Origin of the sequence: Microbulbifer sp. MKSA007, from assembly GCA_032615215.1 — a bacterium.
Classification (GTDB): Bacteria; Pseudomonadota; Gammaproteobacteria; order Pseudomonadales; family Cellvibrionaceae; genus Microbulbifer.
This window is the reverse complement of record CP128433.1, coordinates 827501-844301: the sequence shown is the minus strand read 5'-3', so window position 1 is coordinate 844301 and position 16801 is coordinate 827501. Positions and strand designations below refer to the sequence as shown.

At 48.8% G+C, this 16801-nt stretch carries 20 protein-coding genes and 2 rRNA genes (1 of these 22 only partly in view); 19 read left to right on the top strand and 3 right to left on the bottom strand.

The features are described 5' to 3' along the window. Positions 1-46: 46 nt before the first annotated feature. From QT397_06475 to QT397_06410, 14 genes are all read left to right on the top strand, one after another. The gene (locus QT397_06475) at positions 47-1384 is read left to right on the top strand and encodes a DUF4041 domain-containing protein (protein ID WNZ56985.1); all 1338 of its coding nucleotides are present in this window, start codon (positions 47-49) and stop codon (positions 1382-1384) included. Positions 1385-1687: 303 nt separating this feature from the next. Continuing rightward, the gene (locus tag QT397_06470; protein WNZ56984.1) at positions 1688-2026 is read left to right on the top strand and encodes a LuxR C-terminal-related transcriptional regulator; all 339 of its coding nucleotides are present in this window, start codon (positions 1688-1690) and stop codon (positions 2024-2026) included. Continuing rightward, on the top strand, positions 2023-2202 hold the full coding sequence (locus QT397_06465) for a hypothetical protein (protein WNZ56983.1): 180 nt from the start codon (positions 2023-2025) through the stop codon (positions 2200-2202). Before QT397_06470 ends, QT397_06465 begins: the two co-directional genes overlap by 4 nt. Then, entirely contained in the window at positions 2199-2501 is a 303-nt protein-coding gene (locus QT397_06460) for a hypothetical protein (GenBank protein ID WNZ56982.1), read from the top strand. Before QT397_06465 ends, QT397_06460 begins: the two co-directional genes overlap by 4 nt. A 165-nt stretch (positions 2502-2666) precedes the next feature. Further along, entirely contained in the window at positions 2667-2825 is a 159-nt protein-coding gene (locus QT397_06455) for a hypothetical protein (protein ID WNZ56981.1), read from the top strand. Further along, positions 2822-3109, top strand: a complete 288-nt coding sequence (locus QT397_06450; GenBank protein WNZ56980.1) for a phage antirepressor KilAC domain-containing protein — start codon at positions 2822-2824, stop codon at positions 3107-3109. The genes QT397_06455 and QT397_06450 overlap by 4 nt, the downstream gene beginning before the upstream one ends. A 30-nt stretch (positions 3110-3139) precedes the next feature. Continuing rightward, positions 3140-3829, top strand: a complete 690-nt coding sequence (locus QT397_06445; GenBank protein WNZ56979.1) for a hypothetical protein — start codon at positions 3140-3142, stop codon at positions 3827-3829. A 90-nt stretch (positions 3830-3919) separates the two neighbouring features. Then, on the top strand, positions 3920-4174 hold the full coding sequence (locus QT397_06440) for a hypothetical protein (GenBank protein WNZ56978.1): 255 nt from the start codon (positions 3920-3922) through the stop codon (positions 4172-4174). Between the two features lie 75 nt (positions 4175-4249). Then, positions 4250-4435, top strand: a complete 186-nt coding sequence (locus QT397_06435; GenBank protein ID WNZ56977.1) for a hypothetical protein — start codon at positions 4250-4252, stop codon at positions 4433-4435. A gap of 30 nt (positions 4436-4465) precedes the next feature. Continuing rightward, on the top strand, positions 4466-4795 hold the full coding sequence (locus tag QT397_06430) for a hypothetical protein (protein WNZ56976.1): 330 nt from the start codon (positions 4466-4468) through the stop codon (positions 4793-4795). Continuing rightward, a complete protein-coding gene (locus QT397_06425; protein ID WNZ56975.1) occupies positions 4782-5228 on the top strand; it encodes a hypothetical protein in 447 nt (148 codons plus the stop codon). Before QT397_06430 ends, QT397_06425 begins: the two co-directional genes overlap by 14 nt. Continuing rightward, on the top strand, positions 5228-5827 hold the full coding sequence (locus QT397_06420; protein WNZ56974.1) for a hypothetical protein: 600 nt from the start codon (positions 5228-5230) through the stop codon (positions 5825-5827). The genes QT397_06425 and QT397_06420 overlap by 1 nt, the downstream gene beginning before the upstream one ends. Beyond that, positions 5824-6738 (top strand): hypothetical protein, encoded by a 915-nt coding sequence (locus QT397_06415; protein ID WNZ56973.1) that lies wholly within the window; start codon positions 5824-5826, stop codon positions 6736-6738. The genes QT397_06420 and QT397_06415 overlap by 4 nt, the downstream gene beginning before the upstream one ends. A 39-nt stretch (positions 6739-6777) precedes the next feature. After that, a complete protein-coding gene (locus tag QT397_06410; GenBank protein WNZ56972.1) occupies positions 6778-6975 on the top strand; it encodes a hypothetical protein in 198 nt (65 codons plus the stop codon). Between the two features lie 143 nt (positions 6976-7118). Here the strand turns inward: QT397_06410 and QT397_06405 are convergent, their stop codons facing one another. Next, positions 7119-8177 carry a transposase gene (locus QT397_06405; protein WNZ56971.1) on the bottom strand — a complete coding sequence of 353 codons (1059 nt, stop codon included), beginning with the start codon at positions 8175-8177 and terminating at the stop codon, positions 7119-7121. Between the two features lie 405 nt (positions 8178-8582). Between QT397_06405 and QT397_06400 the strand changes: the two genes are divergently transcribed. From QT397_06400 to QT397_06380, 5 genes are all read left to right on the top strand, one after another. After that, positions 8583-10163 (top strand): peptide chain release factor 3, encoded by a 1581-nt coding sequence (locus tag QT397_06400; protein WNZ56970.1) that lies wholly within the window; start codon positions 8583-8585, stop codon positions 10161-10163. Between the two features lie 63 nt (positions 10164-10226). Further along, the gene (locus tag QT397_06395; GenBank protein ID WNZ56969.1) at positions 10227-10844 is read left to right on the top strand and encodes a 1-acyl-sn-glycerol-3-phosphate acyltransferase; all 618 of its coding nucleotides are present in this window, start codon (positions 10227-10229) and stop codon (positions 10842-10844) included. An 11-nt stretch (positions 10845-10855) separates the two neighbouring features. Then, positions 10856-11623 (top strand): TSUP family transporter, encoded by a 768-nt coding sequence (locus tag QT397_06390; protein ID WNZ56968.1) that lies wholly within the window; start codon positions 10856-10858, stop codon positions 11621-11623. A gap of 4 nt (positions 11624-11627) precedes the next feature. Beyond that, positions 11628-11978 carry a hypothetical protein gene (locus QT397_06385; protein ID WNZ56967.1) on the top strand — a complete coding sequence of 117 codons (351 nt, stop codon included), beginning with the start codon at positions 11628-11630 and terminating at the stop codon, positions 11976-11978. Positions 11979-12008: 30 nt separating this feature from the next. Beyond that, positions 12009-13418: a M20/M25/M40 family metallo-hydrolase gene (locus tag QT397_06380; GenBank protein WNZ56966.1), complete on the top strand. Its 1410-nt coding sequence runs from the start codon at positions 12009-12011 to the stop codon at positions 13416-13418. Positions 13419-14208: 790 nt separating this feature from the next. Here QT397_06380 and rrf read toward each other — a convergent pair. Both rrf and QT397_06370 read right to left on the bottom strand, forming a co-directional pair. Next, positions 14209-14324: ribosomal RNA gene (gene rrf / locus QT397_06375) — 5S ribosomal RNA — on the bottom strand. A gap of 203 nt (positions 14325-14527) precedes the next feature. Continuing rightward, positions 14528-16801, bottom strand: a 23S ribosomal RNA gene (locus QT397_06370); it runs 608 nt beyond the window's last position.

The following is a 16801-nucleotide window of genomic DNA, read 5'->3' as shown; positions in this document are numbered from 1 at the left end:
AATAGAACATAGTCGATTTTGCATCTTGCACTAAGGATAGAGTCAAATGGAGCAACAGCTAATTATCGGAATATCCATAACAATTGCGACCCTTATAGCACTTTCAGTGGTAACAACAAAAATTTACCTACAGCTTAAAAAAATTAAACAGAAGTATTCAAAAATAATAAATATTGATGAAGAAGTTGAAAAAGCTAAAAAAGAGAAACAAAAAATATCCACTGAAACAGCAACCCTTATACAAAACTATAAAGAAAAAAGAGAAATACTAAACAAGCTAATCAAGAAAGCTGCCATCTATGACGAGGAAATCCAGCTTGCTGAGTTAGGATTCTACAAACCTCACTTTGACTTTGACACATCAGAGGTATACAAGCAGAAAATAGGCCATATAAAAAATGAACAAAAAGGCTTAATCTCTTCTAAAAAGGCAATATATTGCAACACCCAGTGGACTGTAGAAGGAAGCAAAGCGAAAGGCAGAACGATGACTAATCGGGCCATCAAGTTAACTGCCAGAGCTTTTAATAATGAATGCGACTCCGCAATTTCCAATACAACCTGGAATAATGTTGACAGAATGGAAAAGCGAATAGAAGCTGCCTATGACGCCATAAACAAAATGAATCAATCTAACTCTATAGTTATCTCACATGAGTACTACCTCCTAAAGCTTAAAGAGCTACGACTAGCCTATGAATACAAAGATAAGAAGCAAAAAGAAAAGGAAGAGCAGCAAGAAATTAAACGCCAAATGCGAGAAGAGTTAAAACTAGAACAAGAGATGGAAAGATCTCTCAAAGAGGAGGATAAGTATAAAAAATTATTAGACAAAGCAAAGAAAGAGGCTGAAAAAGCCACAGGAAGTAAACTTGAAAACCTTAACGCAAAAATAGCCAAGCTAAACGAAGAACTCACAGAGGCCCATAAAAAATCTGAACGCGCCAAATCTATGGCAGAACAAACTAAACAAGGGCACGTATATGTTATTTCAAATGTAGGATCATTTGGTGCGCATGTATATAAAATTGGAATGACCAGACGACTAGAACCAAATGATCGGGTCAAAGAGCTTGGTGACGCTAGTGTCCCCTTCACCTTTGATGTCCACGCCATGATCTTTTCAGACAATGCTCCGGCGCTAGAAAACAAACTTCATAAGGTATTTGATCAAAGAAGACTCAATTTAGTTAATACAAGAAAAGAGTTCTTCCGTGTATCCCTTTCGGATATTGAAAGAGTAGTTAAAAGGGAATATCCAAATGCTGAATTTATTAAAACCGCTGAAGCCAGAGATTACAGAGAATCTCGAAGTATAATTGCCCAACGTCAAAATAAGAAAGCCGCAAATAATCTAGCTGAAGAGTTTCCTGAAACTATATAACAGCTACATAAAAGAACCCTGTACATGCGCTAGTCATTGGCTGCTTGCCCAATTAAGCAGAAGCTCGCAGCCTCCATTGGCGCTAAATTCTTCATAAAGCGACAATATTCTGCTCAAGCTCAAAATTAGATAGAGCCATTATCCCTTTCTGGCAGCCACTCCTAGCGCCATTGATATTCAATAAGTTACTTGCTCCTCACGACAAACCACACCACTACAGCCCCTAGTATTAACTTACGGCTATTGACGAACACATTAACTTTCGGCTACTGTCTTCATGCAAACCAAGGACAGGGCACCCAAATGCACACCGAAACGGAGTTCCGACAACTAGCACCACGCCAAGCGGAAGCGCTAACACATCGCGCCCGAGGGCTCTCAAACCGGGAAACCGCCCAGGCTATGCAGTGCTCCGTCACCAACGTCAGCAACCTGCTCGCGGAGTGCTTCTACAAACTGCACGCCCGCAACAGCACCGACGCCGTGGCCAAGGCGGTAAAACACGGATTAATCCAGTTCACCCTGATCGCAACGATTGTCAGCGGAATTGGCGCAGGCCAAGAACAACTGCGCACCCGACTCTATCGCCGCCATACCTCACAAACCATTCGCATCCAAAACAACCTGGAGGGAATCGCATGACCGCCACCGTGTTTGTACACCCCACGGCGATGAGTAAAAACAATATCGACCGCCTTAAGCGCCGCATCGATATTGCCAACTCCGTCCACAAAATTGGCACCCGCCTAGTGCAACCAAAACCTACCACCGCAAAGCCAGTAAATAACTGGCCACCGTTTGGAGGTGATGCCGCATGAACCAGAACAACCCAGCCCGCAGCGTGGAAACCCTGCTCACCGTCGCTAATGGAAATTCTGGAGCCAGCAAAATTGCAGCACTGGTTTTGCTTTCAGCCTGGAATAGCTACGACTTTTCAGTCCCCGTAGCAGACCTTGCGTTACTGGATGGCGACAACTTCCAACACGCAATCAACGTGATGAATCTGCGCTACCACGGCAGATCACCTGAAAACGTCATTGCGGATGGTGAGAAAAAACTCCACGCCCTCTACCGCGACTGGAACCACTTGGAGATCCAGAGGAAGGAAGCCGCGTGAACCAAGCCCAGCCGCTACCGCAAATGCCCTGCCCTCACTGTGGCAAGCCAGCAGGGCCTGTATTTAATGGGCAATTGCAATTACGCGGCTGGAATTGCCAACCCTGCCGATACTGGGAACCCGCCATCGGTAGAGAAAGGAAGTTCAAAAAAACGGGGCCCGGCCATGAGTGAATTCACCCGAATCTTAGAGCTATACGAAGAACTGCTGGCCAAGGTGAAGCTGCAAGAAGTTGAAATGAAAAGTATGCGCGAACAAGTCGCGACACTTTCCGAAGCCATCCAAGGCCAAGCCCCACAACAAGAAAATCAGGAGGCAGCGTGAACAGAGAAAAACTTTTCACCATCACCCAAGCCGCCCGCCTGTTGGGAATGGGTAGAAATAAATTAATGGAACTCATGCGGAATAACGGCCTGTTGCACAGCCATGAACCCATGCGTAATTCACCCACCAAGTTTGCCACAACACAGGGCCTGCTCGTTGCACAAAACGCTCAATACAAACGCGGGCCAGTGGCAGTGCCGTATATCAATACCAAAGTTACATCTAACGGCATGGTTTGGATGCGCGACCTTATCGAAAAACAAACTGTACCCGAAGCCAGCTAATCACCCACAAATAAAAGCAAAGGATTGAAAATGGAACTACAGCAACTCGTCACTGAAAGTCTTGGTAAGTACATCGACAGCGGAAAACTGGAAAAGTCTATCGACTCAAAAGTTGAAGCCACCATTGTTGGAATTTTGGATTCAGTGCTTCGCGAATATAGTGATTTTGGTCAGTCTTTGAAAAAGGCTATTGAAGATAAAATCTCTATCTGCACAAACCAAATAACCCTGCCCGAGTACAACAAATATATTACCGACATGATCGGTGAGCTGTACATCAAAGCTCTAGATGAGCAAGCAGGTGCACATTTAAAACCACTATTAGATAAAGCTCTCCAACCCGTTCCGGCTGCAATAACATCTGAAGAGTTTTTAGAACTCATTAAAAAGGAATGGCAAGAGGAGCACCTTAGTGAAGGGCATGAAGAAATAAGACTAGAGTGGGAGCGATCCGAATATTTTACAAGAGTGAAAATCCTCCACGGTGAATATTCATTCAATAATATTGAGATTTCACTTTATAAGGACCGCGATGAAGAGCATCACTACATCTCGATTATCCGAGAGGATGGCAAAAACTTTAGAAGAGGAGTGCAGGCCCAAACACTTAATTACGGGCTTCCCGGTGAACTATTCAAGCTATATGCCCGCAGAACTTTGATTAGCAATATTGATGAAATCTACGGCGATTCTGTTTACCTCGATTCAGAATACGATTAATAACTTTCAACCGCGCCCCAGGCGCATCAGTCAGCTGTAACCGTTAGGGCTGCCGGTACGGAGCCCAATTTTAATTAATTGGAGAACTCCATGAAAAGATTCGCACTATTCACTGGCACCTACAACTTAATGATGGGTGGCATCAAAGATTTCAAACGCTCCTACGCCACTGAAGAAGAAGCCTACCAAGAGGTAGAGCGCATTGCCCAACAGGAGCTGTTCACACACTGGGCTCAGATCTTCGACAAGAAAACCGACACCGCAAAAATTTATCGTATCGACGATAAAAAAATCACCGAGGACAAACCCCAAGACTGCCCTCACCCAGAACCGAACGCCGCCTGACCCACAGCCAATAACTTTCTAAGCCCGCCCAGTGCGGGCTAAGTGGGTAGAAAACAATAGTAAGAGTATCGAGTAATGAATACGGCTGAATTCAACAATCAATACCCACCCGGAACCCCAGTAATTTTTGTTGATGACTTTGGAAATGAAATAAGCACGCACACTCGCTCAATTGCTTGGGACGTATGCGGCACGCCAGTTGTAAAAATTGAAGGGAAAGCCGGCGGCGTTGATATTGAAAGAATTAAGCCCAGCCGTTGATATCAGCTCAACAAGAATCAGGGAGCCATTGTGAAAGCACGGCAATACAAAAAACTCTGCAAGAAAGCGCGTGCGCTGTTAATTGCGCTTGGTGAACCTATTGATGCTTTCTCGCAAGAGTATGAGCACATGGGACGGCTTGAGTGTGCATACGTCTGGGGGATTAATACCGGCCCCGACTATTCCGGCGAGTACGACTGGTGGGACGCTTGGTACATATTGAGTAATCGGGTTGCTGACAAAACCGCAACATGGGAAGAGCATGAAGAGAACCCTTACCGCACAAGCATAACAGGCACTATCGGCATTTTGCGGTATGCGCGGCAAATGGTGGAGACCCCAAAAAATGCCCAAGCGTAAACCCCGCAAGCCCATGAGCCAACGCGCCCTGCACGCCCGCCGGGTAAACCGCTGGCTACCCGGTTTAATCCTCACCGCGCGCAGCAGTACCGGCCTGGATACCGATGGTGATCCTATTTTAAAGATCACCCACCGCCGCCAACGCGGTGCCGTGGGCGATATCGCCCGCGCTGATTACCAGCATGAAATATTGAACTGGCAACACCACTGGATGGTAACGGTATTTGTTGAGTGCAAAACCCCTGAAGGGGATTTCTATAAAGACTCGACCGAGTTCGAAGCCTACGGCGTCCGCCTTAATGACCTAGCCGAATTAGTGCGCCCGGAATTAGACACCATTAAAAACAAAGCCAACCCCAACCACTACAAAGACCACGGCTGGCAGGCAGAGATTCTACCGAATCGTAAACAGGAAAAAGGGAGAGCTGCATAATGAAAGAACGTCCAATTTCATTCAATGGGGATATGGTGCGGGCAATACGTGATAACCGTAAAACCCAGACGCGCAGACTAATAAAACCGCAGCCTTTCAGCGGCGCCACGAACGGGGAAATTATCGACCAAATAGGTGGCCTACTTCCCGGTCGCAGCCTTTCCAGCATGATTACCGATGCCTGGCAATGTGGGTTTGTTGATGTCGCTTGCAGGTATGGGGAGATAGGTGATCGCCTACGGGTGCAGGAGGAGCCGAGCATCGTCCGTGAGATTACTGATATTCGTATTGAGCGTATTCAGGACATCAGCGAAGAGGATGCGAAAGCCGAAGGGTGCTACTCAAATGAAGAATATGCAGATTTAGCAGGAAAGGAAAATATTTGGCCGTGTAGAGTGTGTGAGGGTTATCAAGCTCATTCAGCTATGGGAATCCATTTTGGATGGGAAGAAGTGGATTGCGTGATATGTGATACGCCCATTAAGAGATTTCGTGAGTTATGGCGATCAGTCTACGGCGAAGACAATTGGAATCAAAACCCCTGGGTATGGGTTATTGAGTTTCGTCGAGTAGAACAGCAGGCGGAGGCCGCCGCGTGAAACTCTGGCAATCCCTCACAGGTATCGCCGCCCTAATCTTCTGCGGCACCAGCCTAGCGTTTACTGTGCAGCTGTGGATATCCATGCCCGCAGGTCTCGGCGGGCAGGTGGTGGCCGGTGCTACTGCGGTGGCGCTGGAGCTGTGCAAGTTCAGCTTCGCCCCTCTCGGCCTGTGGTTGCGCAGCCAGGGCCAGGCCAGTGGCTATGCCCTGCTCTGCCTCTGGCCCCTGCTGGTAGTGATCAGCATTGTTGCAACGGTCGGATTCCTCGCCAGCCACAGCGACGAACAGCAACAACGCAGCGCCCGTAACAGCCAGGAATACCAATCGTTGCAACAGCAGTTAAACAGTTTGCAACAGCAGATCAACACCCTAAACGGCCTGATCAACACCGACGCCAACAACGGCTACCGCCAACGCGCCATTAATACCGCCGCACAGTTATCCACAATGGAAGCTGAGCGCACGCAGCTCATAGAAAAGCTATCCACAATCGAACAGACACCCAGCACGCACAGCGCCTTCAGCAGCTTAGCGGGCACCCTCAACGCAGACCCGGCAAAGGTTCAGCATATCGGCTTCCTCGCCCTAGCGATCATCACAGACATCGTGGGATTGGTTGCGTTACTCGCGTTTAACGCCGCCGCAACAGTTTCGAAACGCGCCACTGCACCGTTGCAACAGCCTGAAACGGTGGAAACACAACCGTTACACACCGCCCACTTGAACGAAGAACAACAGCAACTCGCCCAGCGAATCCGCGCCGGGGAGTTCGGCCACAAGCCCGTAATGCGCAACATCATCAACGATATGCGCCTTAGGCACGGAACCGTTAAACCCGTTTTCGACGCCCTGCAACAGGCGGGCACACTCAAACGCAACGGCCAGGGGTTTGCCCTGGTGCAGCGATAAGCAACTTGATTTCAAGAAACAACGAGAAAGGAAAATCTGATGATTAAAGGATATTGGTCAACCAAGGATTTAAGTAAGCGCTACCGCTGTTCAAGCCGCACTATTTTTAGATGGGTAAACAGAGAAACCAACCCATTCCCCAAACCACGAATCAAAGCCTCTGGTAGTCACAACCTTTGGGCCATCGATGATGTTGAGCAGTGGGAAGCCCAGATTTCAATCCCAGAAGCTGCTTAGATGCTCCTCACCTCATCCTTAGCGATGGCAGGTACTACTCGCCTTCGCTAAGGATTGACACTTCCTTTAAGCGTCGATGTTAAATCTTATCTTGTATTCCCCAGTAAACACATTCTGAACCAATACTTGACATCCTCCCCGCCCTAAAGGACGGGGATTCCTACAGCTAGACGGCGATGTCCCGCCGCAAGAATGACCCTGGCCGAGTTGATGTCTCGGTGGTGCTCAGCTCCGCACTCTGAGCAAGACCATTCTCTTATTCCAAGACCCGCTCTACCTTTCGGACTACTGTCGGGAATCGTTCCGCAGCTCGAACAAGTTTGGGTGGAGAAGGCTTCGTTGACTTCCTCAAAAACCACGCCTGCGTGAGCGCACTTATATTCCAGCATGGTTTTGAGCGAACTCCAGCCCGCATCCAAAACAGACTTGGCCATCTTGGTCTTGGTGAGGGCTTGGCTTGATACGTTGCCAACGAAGATTGCCGCATTCTCATTCACGAGCTTGCGGCTGTATTTGTGCAGGGCGTCTTGCCTGCGGTTTTTGATTTTTGCGTGTATTGCCTTAACGCGCTTTTTAATTCTGGCTCTTTGGGCGATGCCAAGCTTGGCTTCCAGCTTGCGGTATTCTCGACCTTCCACGCCCTCGCCGTTGGAGTCGGTAGCGGATTCCTTGCAGCCCAGGTCGATACCTACAGAGCCTTTACCTTCTGACTGCTCAGCCTCAACCGATACAACCACATTGAAGTACCAGCGGCCCCTAGCATCCTCATTGAAACTAGCCGAGCGGAACTTGTATTGGCTCAAGCCAAAGGAATCCCAAACAGAAAAGAAACAACCGTTGTGAAAGATCTGCCCATTCTTCCATTTGGCTGCGCCAGTATTCACTGGAATCCAGCCAAGTGATCGGCGCACACCGCCTGATTTGCGCCAGTTGAGCCGGCTCTTTTTGAACTGTTTTCTGCGGGTGACGTACTCGGAGGCCACGCACTGTAGCGTGTGACTATGCAAGCCAAGATCTTTGCCTGCGCCCTTAGTGTAGGGATGCAGGTCAAAAGCAGACAAAAACTTCCCCCGTTCTTTGATTGAGCGAGAACTGAGATCGTTGATGTAGTTCCAAACAAAATTCACAGAGCGAGCCATCTCATTGAGCCGCTTTGCATGTTTATCTTTAACTCGAACTTTCAGTGTTTTTGTTTTCTGCATTGCATCCCCATTTTAACAGGACGGTACCGTGAGAAAAGCAGTAAACCACCTGGGGAGCCTTCGGCTCCCGCGCTATCCTCCCCGCACTAAAAGTACGGGGTTTGTCGCGCAAACTGATCAAATGTCAATACTGTCATATCAATACAAAACAACTAGCGTACAAACTAATCAGCGGATCTAAGCCTGAAATCTTGAGATAGACCCACTCTAACGACCGCACATGTACACAGCCAAAAGCCCACCCTTCCTATTGGAACCACCTAATCTGACCAGTTAGTATTCATTAGTCACCACCCATGAGCAAAACCAGAGGCCAATTTGGTATAATTCGGCGTTTCGGATTCGGCCTTGGGGTATATTTCATTATGTGTACACAGGGGCGTACACAGATAAGGTTAAATCTAAGTGAATAAAGATTTTTCTCAACAATATCAACGACGTAGAACTTTCGCTATCATTTCCCACCCGGACGCCGGTAAAACAACCGTGACCGAAAAGCTTCTTTTGTTCGGGAATGCAATCCAGCAAGCGGGCTCCGTTAAGGGGAAAAAAGGTCCCCACGCACGCTCTGATTGGATGACGATGGAACAGGAACGCGGTATTTCTGTTACCTCTTCCGTTATGCAGTTCCCCTACAAAGAGAGGACTGTAAACCTACTGGATACACCGGGGCACGAAGACTTCTCTGAAGATACCTACCGGGTACTCACCGCCGTCGACTCCGCACTGATGGTGATTGACGGGGCCAAAGGTGTGGAAGACCGCACCATCAAGTTGATGAATGTGTGCCGCTTGCGAACAACGCCGATTCTCTCATTTATCAACAAACTCGACCGGGATATTCGCGACCCAATCGAGGTAATGGATGAGATTGAAGAAGTTCTGAATATCCAGGCTGCCCCTATCAATTGGCCTTTGAGTTCAGGAAAAGGTTTCAAGGGGGTCTATAACCTCTATACCGATACCATCCATGTATTCTCCCAGGGTCAGGGCCACAGAATTCCCGATGATATTCAAATTAAGGGTCTGGACTCCGCTGAGGCTGACGCACTACTTGGCGAGTACGCAGAGGATATTCGGGAAGAGATTGAATTGGTTCGTGGAGCCACTCATGAGTTTAACCAGGAAGCTTATCTTGCCGGTGAACTGACCCCGGTATTTTTCGGTACGGCCTTGGGTAACTTTGGCGTAAGGGAAATGCTCGATGGTTTCGTTGAATGGGCGCCCTCACCCCAATCCCGGGAAACCAAAGAGAGAAAAGTAGAGCCCAGCGAAGATAAATTCTCCGGCTTTGTTTTTAAGATCCAAGCGAATATGGACCCCAAACACCGCGATAGAATTGCCTTTATGCGTGTCTGCTCCGGCACCTACAATCGCGGTATGAAAATGAAGCATGTGCGCATTGGCAAGGATGTAAAAATTGCCGATGCGGTGACATTTATGGCTGGCGACCGAACCCACGTAGAAGAGGCCATTGCCGGCGATATTATTGGTTTGCACAACCACGGTACTATCCAGATCGGCGATACCTTTACCGAAGGCGAAGCACTGAAATTTACCGGCATTCCCAATTTCGCCCCGGAGCTGTTCCGTCGCATACGTTTAAAAGACCCTCTCAAATTAAAGCAATTACAAAAAGGGCTTCAGCAGCTTTCTGAAGAGGGGTCCACCCAGGTATTTTTCCCGCTGGATAACAACGACATTATCGTGGGCGCAGTTGGTGTACTACAGTTCGAAGTAGTCGCTTACCGATTAAAAGACGAATACAAAGTTGAAGCCATCTACGAAAACGTCAACGTGAACACTGCGCGCTGGGTAGATAGTGAAAGTGCCAAAGAACTAGAGAATTTCAAGCGCAAGGCCAGTACCAACCTGGCACTCGATGGCAGCGGACACCTGACCTACCTGGCACCGACGCGCGTTAATTTACAATTGGCTGAAGAGCGCTATCCGGAAGTTCGCTTTTATGCCACGCGGGAACACTAAAGCAGCAAGGCTAAGTACCTTTGTTGAAACCTTAGTGTGACAGCAGTAAGAAAGAGGCAAATAATGAGTCAGTTTGTAGAAATACCTACTGAAGTACCCAATGAAGTACCTCGGCTGGGCAATCGCATCACCAAAGCTATTGGCAAGTTGATAATCAAGGTGCTCGGCTGGCGAATGGATGGGGAAATCCCTCCAGAAAGAAAAGTCATGGTAGCTTTGGCTCCCCACACATCCAATTGGGATTTTGTGGTTGCCATGCCATTTATTATGGCATTGGGTATTAAAATTTCCTGGCTCATGAAAAAGGAAGCTTTTTTCTTCCCGTTTAAAGGACTATTTATGTGGCTTGGAGGTGTTCCTACCGATAGGCGCGCCGCAGGTAATATCGCTCTACAAGTTGCATCGAGTTACCGGGAAAATGAAAAAATGTGGGTGGGGATTACTCCCGAGGGGACCCGCAAAAAAGTAGGGCGCTGGAAGAACGGTTTTTTAAGGATTTCCTATACCGCTCAAGTTCCTATTTTGCTTGTTGCCTGGGACTTTCCCAATAAGCGTATTTGCATTGACTCCCTGTACCAGCCTATCGGTGATCTGGAACAGGATATGGCAGAGATCCAAAAGCGCTTTAGCAAGTATCAGGGGTATTACCACGATAATGAAAGTACTCTTGAAAAGGGGTAACCAGTCCACTCGTGATACAGTTAAGTAGTGAGCTTTCTACTTATACCTACCTGATACTGACAGTAATCGCCTTTACCGCAGGCTTTGTCAGTGCGATCGCCGGGGGAGGGGGAATAATCACCCTCCCCGCTTTACTCTGGGCCGGCATTCCCCCACTCGATGCTCTCGGTACCAATAAGTTTCAAAGCGTCTTTGGCACCCTATCATCCACCATTAACTTCCTGCAAAAAGGCCAGTTGAATTTACGCCCCCTCTGGCCAGGACTACTTGCTGCAATTATCGGTTCCTGCCTAGGCACCTTAACAGTCGCTTCATTTGGGGAGGCTGGTCTCAATACCTTACTTCCCATCCTGCTCATTGCTATTGCCCTCTACTTTATTCTGTCCCCCCGCATTTCCGACATTGACTCAAAACCCAGAATCAGTAACGTTACTTTTAATCTAGTTGTTGGCGGTGGGCTCGGCTTTTACGGGGGCTTCTTTGGCCCTGGGATGGGGTCTATCTCTGCAGCCGCCTTCGCAGCGCTACTCGGCTACAATATGCGTGCGGCTACGGCATCAACAAAACCTATTGTGCTCGCTACCAATGTGACCTCTATGCTAATTTTTATCGCTGGAGGCCATATTTTTCTATTGCTCGCTATCGCTATGTCTTTTGCCCAGGTTGTAGGAGCTCGTATTGGCTCCAACCTCGTGATTGCAAGAGGTGCCAGTATTATCAAACCGGTAATCATTATTGCCACCATTGCTGTGGCAATAAAACTATTAGTGGAGGATTGATATCGTGACCTGGCTGGCAACGCTTATTCTTTCTTTCATTGCCTTTGTTATTGTGGTTTGGGTTCTTATGCACCTGCGCAGACCCAGATTTCGAATGGACCGAGGCAGTTTTGTTAAGGGCCTTGAAGATGTAATCACCGGGCAAGCCAGCGATACTGAATGGCGAGCACTCCTCGCCTGCCCAATGCGACACGACCCAAAGCTTGAAGAGATGCGACAACGTTGCCTCAATATTGAAGACAGCGAATATACAGGCGAACCGCCCTACTTATTTACAGAAAAAGGCCTGCGCAAGTTACGTGAAATTCGCGAGCAACTGATCGCGGCCTCATCAAATAACGAGCCAAAAGCTTAAGACTGAAGAGTATTAACAAAGGATAGACCGATGTTGAAACCACTGCTTTCCCTTACCGGGGGACTGATCACTACCATGGCACTGGGAATAGCCCAGGCAGCCCCTCTGTCACAGGAAGATGTATCTGTGGCGGAAGTATTACGTGACCGGGCACTGGAAAGCTCCGACGCCTACAGTATTGTAGAGTCTTTGACCGTCGAGGTTGGACCACGACGGACAGGCACTGAGGGCGATGAAAGAGCCGTTGCCTGGGCACAAGACAAAATGAAGGCATTTGGCTTTGATCGCGTCTATACCGAGCAAATTGAGGTACCCCGCTGGATTCGTGGCCATGCTCACGCCGAAGTCATATCCCCTTTCCCCCAGCCACTAGTTGTCTCCTCCCTCGGCTATGGCGCCGCCACCCCTGCGGGAGGGTTAACAGCGGAAATTATCGAGTTTCCCGATGTGCAGGCCCTGTTGAAGGCCCCAGCCAGCCAAGTGAAAGGCAAAATTGCTTTTATCAATAAGCGTATGGAGAGAGCGCGCACGGGAGAAGGCTACGGCCCTGCGGCGCAAGGCCGCAAGTTGGGAATGCGCGCTGCCGCTGAAAAAGGGGCTGCTGCCATGCTGTTGCGCTCCGTAGGAACCGACTCAGACCGATTTGCCCACACCGGTATGATGTCGGTTGATGATGTGGAAAACCCAGTTCCTGCACTCGCACTTTCCGCTCCTGATGCAAACCTGCTCGAGGCTATGCTCCAACGCGGCAAGCCAGTCCAGGTAAAACTTGATGTTGAAACTGAGCGACTGAGTGACGGCCCCTCTTTTAATGTCATCGGTGAGATTACTGGCCGTGAGCAACCTGAAGAAGTCATGATTATCGGTGCGCACCTGGATTCCTGGGATGAAGGCACCGGGGCCTTGGACGACGGAGCTGGGGTTGCCATTGTTATGGAAACTGCACGTCTAATTGCTGAGCTGCCACAGCGCCCCCGTCGTACCTTGCGAGTCGTGCTGTTTGGTGCAGAGGAAATCGGATTGGTAGGTGCTAAGCAGTATGTTGAGGCACACGTAAAAGAACTGGACAATATTATTGCCGTCTCCGAATCAGACTTTGGAGCAGGGAAAGTCTGGCGTTTCGATACCCGTCTCCCTGAGAGCAAATTTGATATTGCAGATCAAATGATGCAACTCCTCGCCCCCCTGGGTATTGAGCGCGGAAATAATGAATCTTACGGTGGCCCAGATAGCAGTGTGTTTGTTGCGCGCGGTGTGCCAGCCTTTGGTCTATACCAGGACGGCACCGACTACTTCGATTATCACCACACACCCAACGATACCCTGGATAAAGTCGACCCTGAGAATCTTCGCCAGAATGTAGCGGCCTGGGTTGTAATGTCTTTCCTGACCACAGAAATGGAAGGAGACTTGGGCCGAGTTCCTACTGCCTCTGAATAAATAAAAGATACAGACGATATTTTTAAAGCCCCACCTGGTGGGGCTTTTTTTATCCCCAAATTTTTCTTCTCTCGAATACTGGCGTACCAATCAGCCGCAGTAATCCACAGATTTATCGCTCATAACACTGTTAATAACTGATGTCCGTTTTATGGCGCCTTTGTTACCAACAGAAACCATGGATAGAGTTGTGTATAACTCCGGGATATCCCCGGCCAGCCCCGTGGTTGCTTGGCTCTATTGAAGGCGGGTAAAAAAGCAGCACTTTTTGCGCGGATTTCCACAGCCAGGTGTTACTAACAGAAAGTCTGGATAGAGTTGTGTATAACTTTAATAAACAGGCTGCAGGCCCCGTGTTACAAGGGATTACTGCAGAGACTAAAAAATCACCGATATTTTTACCGGCTAAATTTAATTTTTGGCGGGAGTGGTATGGGTACTTTTCTGAGTTTTACGCGAGTTATTTTTGTTTGATTATTTTTTGAGTGAGTGTAAAGGCATTTGGAGAGAAGATCGGTAAAGACCTATTTTTATAGGCTTTTTAGGAGAGCGTCTGTTTAAGGTGCTCAGGTAGTTTTAGGTTTTTCTTTTTTTAATTACTGACTGATTTTTTAAATAGAAAGTTGAGTATTAAAGTTCTTCAGAACTATTTTATTTTTTCTATTTAATTTCGACTTAGTAATTCCTGCTTTCCCTTTCTTAGTTTTTTTATTTTTGTTTTTTGCTTCTTTAAAATATTTTTAGCCATAAAAAAAGGGCCACCCTGTTGGGTGGCCCTTTCGGATTAGAAGCCTGACGATGACCTACTCTCACATGGGGAAGCCCCACACTACCATCGGCGATGTTGCGTTTCACTTCTGAGTTCGGCAAGGGATCAGGTGGTTCCACAACTCTATTGTCGTCAGGCAAACTGGCTTGGGTTGGCGTTGGTCTTATAAGCAATGTGCTTGGCCTGCCGCGTTATCGCTGTTTGCCTCGGTCATGTTATTGACCGGCGATAACCCCAAATAAGTCGGTAAAACAATCTGTAGTAATACACCGCAAGCGATCGTATGTCTCTAACTCACAATCCGCTAGCTTAGCTAGTCGTTAGTAACCATCTCTGTTGTATGGTCAAGCCGCACGGGCAATTAGTACTGGTTAGCTCAACGCCTCACAACGCTTCCACACCCAGCCTATCAACGTGGTAGTCTTCCACGGCCCTTCAGGAGGCTCAAGGCCTCAGGGAGATCTTATCTTGAAGGAGGCTTCCCGCTTAGATGCTTTCAGCGGTTATCCCGTCCGAACATAGCTACCCGGCAATGCCACTGGCGTGACAACCGGAACACCAGAGGTTCGTTCACTCCGGTCCTCTCGTACTAGGAGCAACTCTTCTCAAATCTCCAACGCCCACGGCAGATAGGGACCGAACTGTCTCACGACGTTCTAAACCCAGCTCGCGTACCACTTTAAATGGCGAACAGCCATACCCTTGGGACCGGCTTCAGCCCCAGGATGTGATGAGCCGACATCGAGGTGCCAAACACCGCCGTCGATGTGAACTCTTGGGCGGTATCAGCCTGTTATCCCCGGAGTACCTTTTATCCGTTGAGCGATGGCCCTTCCATACAGAACCACCGGATCACTATGACCTACTTTCGTACCTGCTCGACATGTCTGTCTCGCAGTCAAGCGCACTTATACCATTATGCTCATTGCATGATTTCCGACCATGCTGAGTGCACCTTCGTACTCCTCCGTTACTCTTTGGGAGGAGACCGCCCCAGTCAAACTACCCACCATACACTGTCCTCGATCCGGATAACGGACCAGAGTTAGAACCTCAAACATACCAGGGTGGTATTTCAAGGACGGCTCCACAACAACTAGCGTCGCTGCTTCAAAGCCTCCCACCTATCCTACACAAATAGGCTCAAAGTTCAGTGCAAAGCTGTAGTAAAGGTTCACGGGGTCTTTCCGTCTAGCCGCGGGTACACTGCATCTTAACAGCGATTTCAATTTCACTGAGTCTCTGGTGGAGACAGCGTGGCCATCGTTACGCCATTCGTGCAGGTCGGAACTTACCCGACAAGGAATTTCGCTACCTTAGGACCGTTATAGTTACGGCCGCCGTTTACCGGGGCTTCGATCAAGAGCTTCGCCGAAGCTAACCCCATCAATTAACCTTCCGGCACCGGGCAGGCGTCACACCCTATACGTCCTCTTACGAGTTTGCAGAGTGCTATGTTTTTAATAAACAGTCGCAGCCACCTGGTCACTTCGACCGGCCTCAGCTTAGGGAGCAAGTCCCATCACCAAAACCGGCGTACCTTCTCCCGAAGTTACGGTACCATTTTGCCTAGTTCCTTCACCAGAGTTCTCTCAAGCGCCTTGGTATTCTCTACCTGACCACCTGTGTCGGTTTAGAGTACGATTCACTATTACCTGAAGCTTAGAAGTTTTTCCTGGAAGCAGGGCATCAACCACTTCACCCACTAAGTGGGCTTCGTCATCAGTTCTCAGCCTTAGGGACCCGGATTTGCCTAAGTCCCCAGCCTACAACCTTAAACATGGACAACCAATCGCCATGCCGGCCTAGCCTTCTCCGTCACTCCGTCGCAGTAATAGCGAGTACAGGAATATTAACCTGTTTCCCATCGACTACGGCTTTCGCCCTCGCCTTAGGGGTCGACTAACCCTGTCCCGATTAGCGTTGGACAGGAACCCTTGGTCTTCCGGCGGGGAGGTTTTTCACCTCCCTTATCGTTACTCATGTCAGCATTCGCACTTGTGATACCTCCAGCAGACCTCCCGATCCACCTTCAACGGCTTACACAACGCTCCTCTACCATGCTCCTAAGAGCATCCGCAGCTTCGGTTATCAGTTTGAGCCCCGGTATATCTTCCGCGCAGGCCGACTCGACTAGTGAGCTATTACGCTTTCTTTAAAGGATGGCTGCTTCTAAGCCAACCTCCTAGCTGTCTGGGCCTTCCCACATCGTTTCCCACTTAACTGATATTTGGGACCTTAGCTGGCGGTCTGGGTTGTTTCCCTTTCCACGACGGACGTTAGCACCCGCCGTGTGTCTCCCGCGATTGCACTCCTCGGTATTCGGAGTTTGCATGGGGTTGGTAAGTCGGGATGACCCCCTAGCCCAAACAGTGCTCTACCCCCGAGGGTGAGACGCGAGGCGCTACCTAAATAGCTTTCGAGGAGAACCAGCTATCTCCCGGCTTGATTAGCCTTTCACTCCGATCCACAGGTCATCCCCTAATTTTTCAACATTAGTGGGTTCGGTCCTCCAGTTGATGTTACTCAACCTTCAACCTGCCCATGGATAGATCGCCGGGTTTCGGGTCTATTGCCTGCAACTAAACGCCCTATTAAGACTCGATTTCTCTAC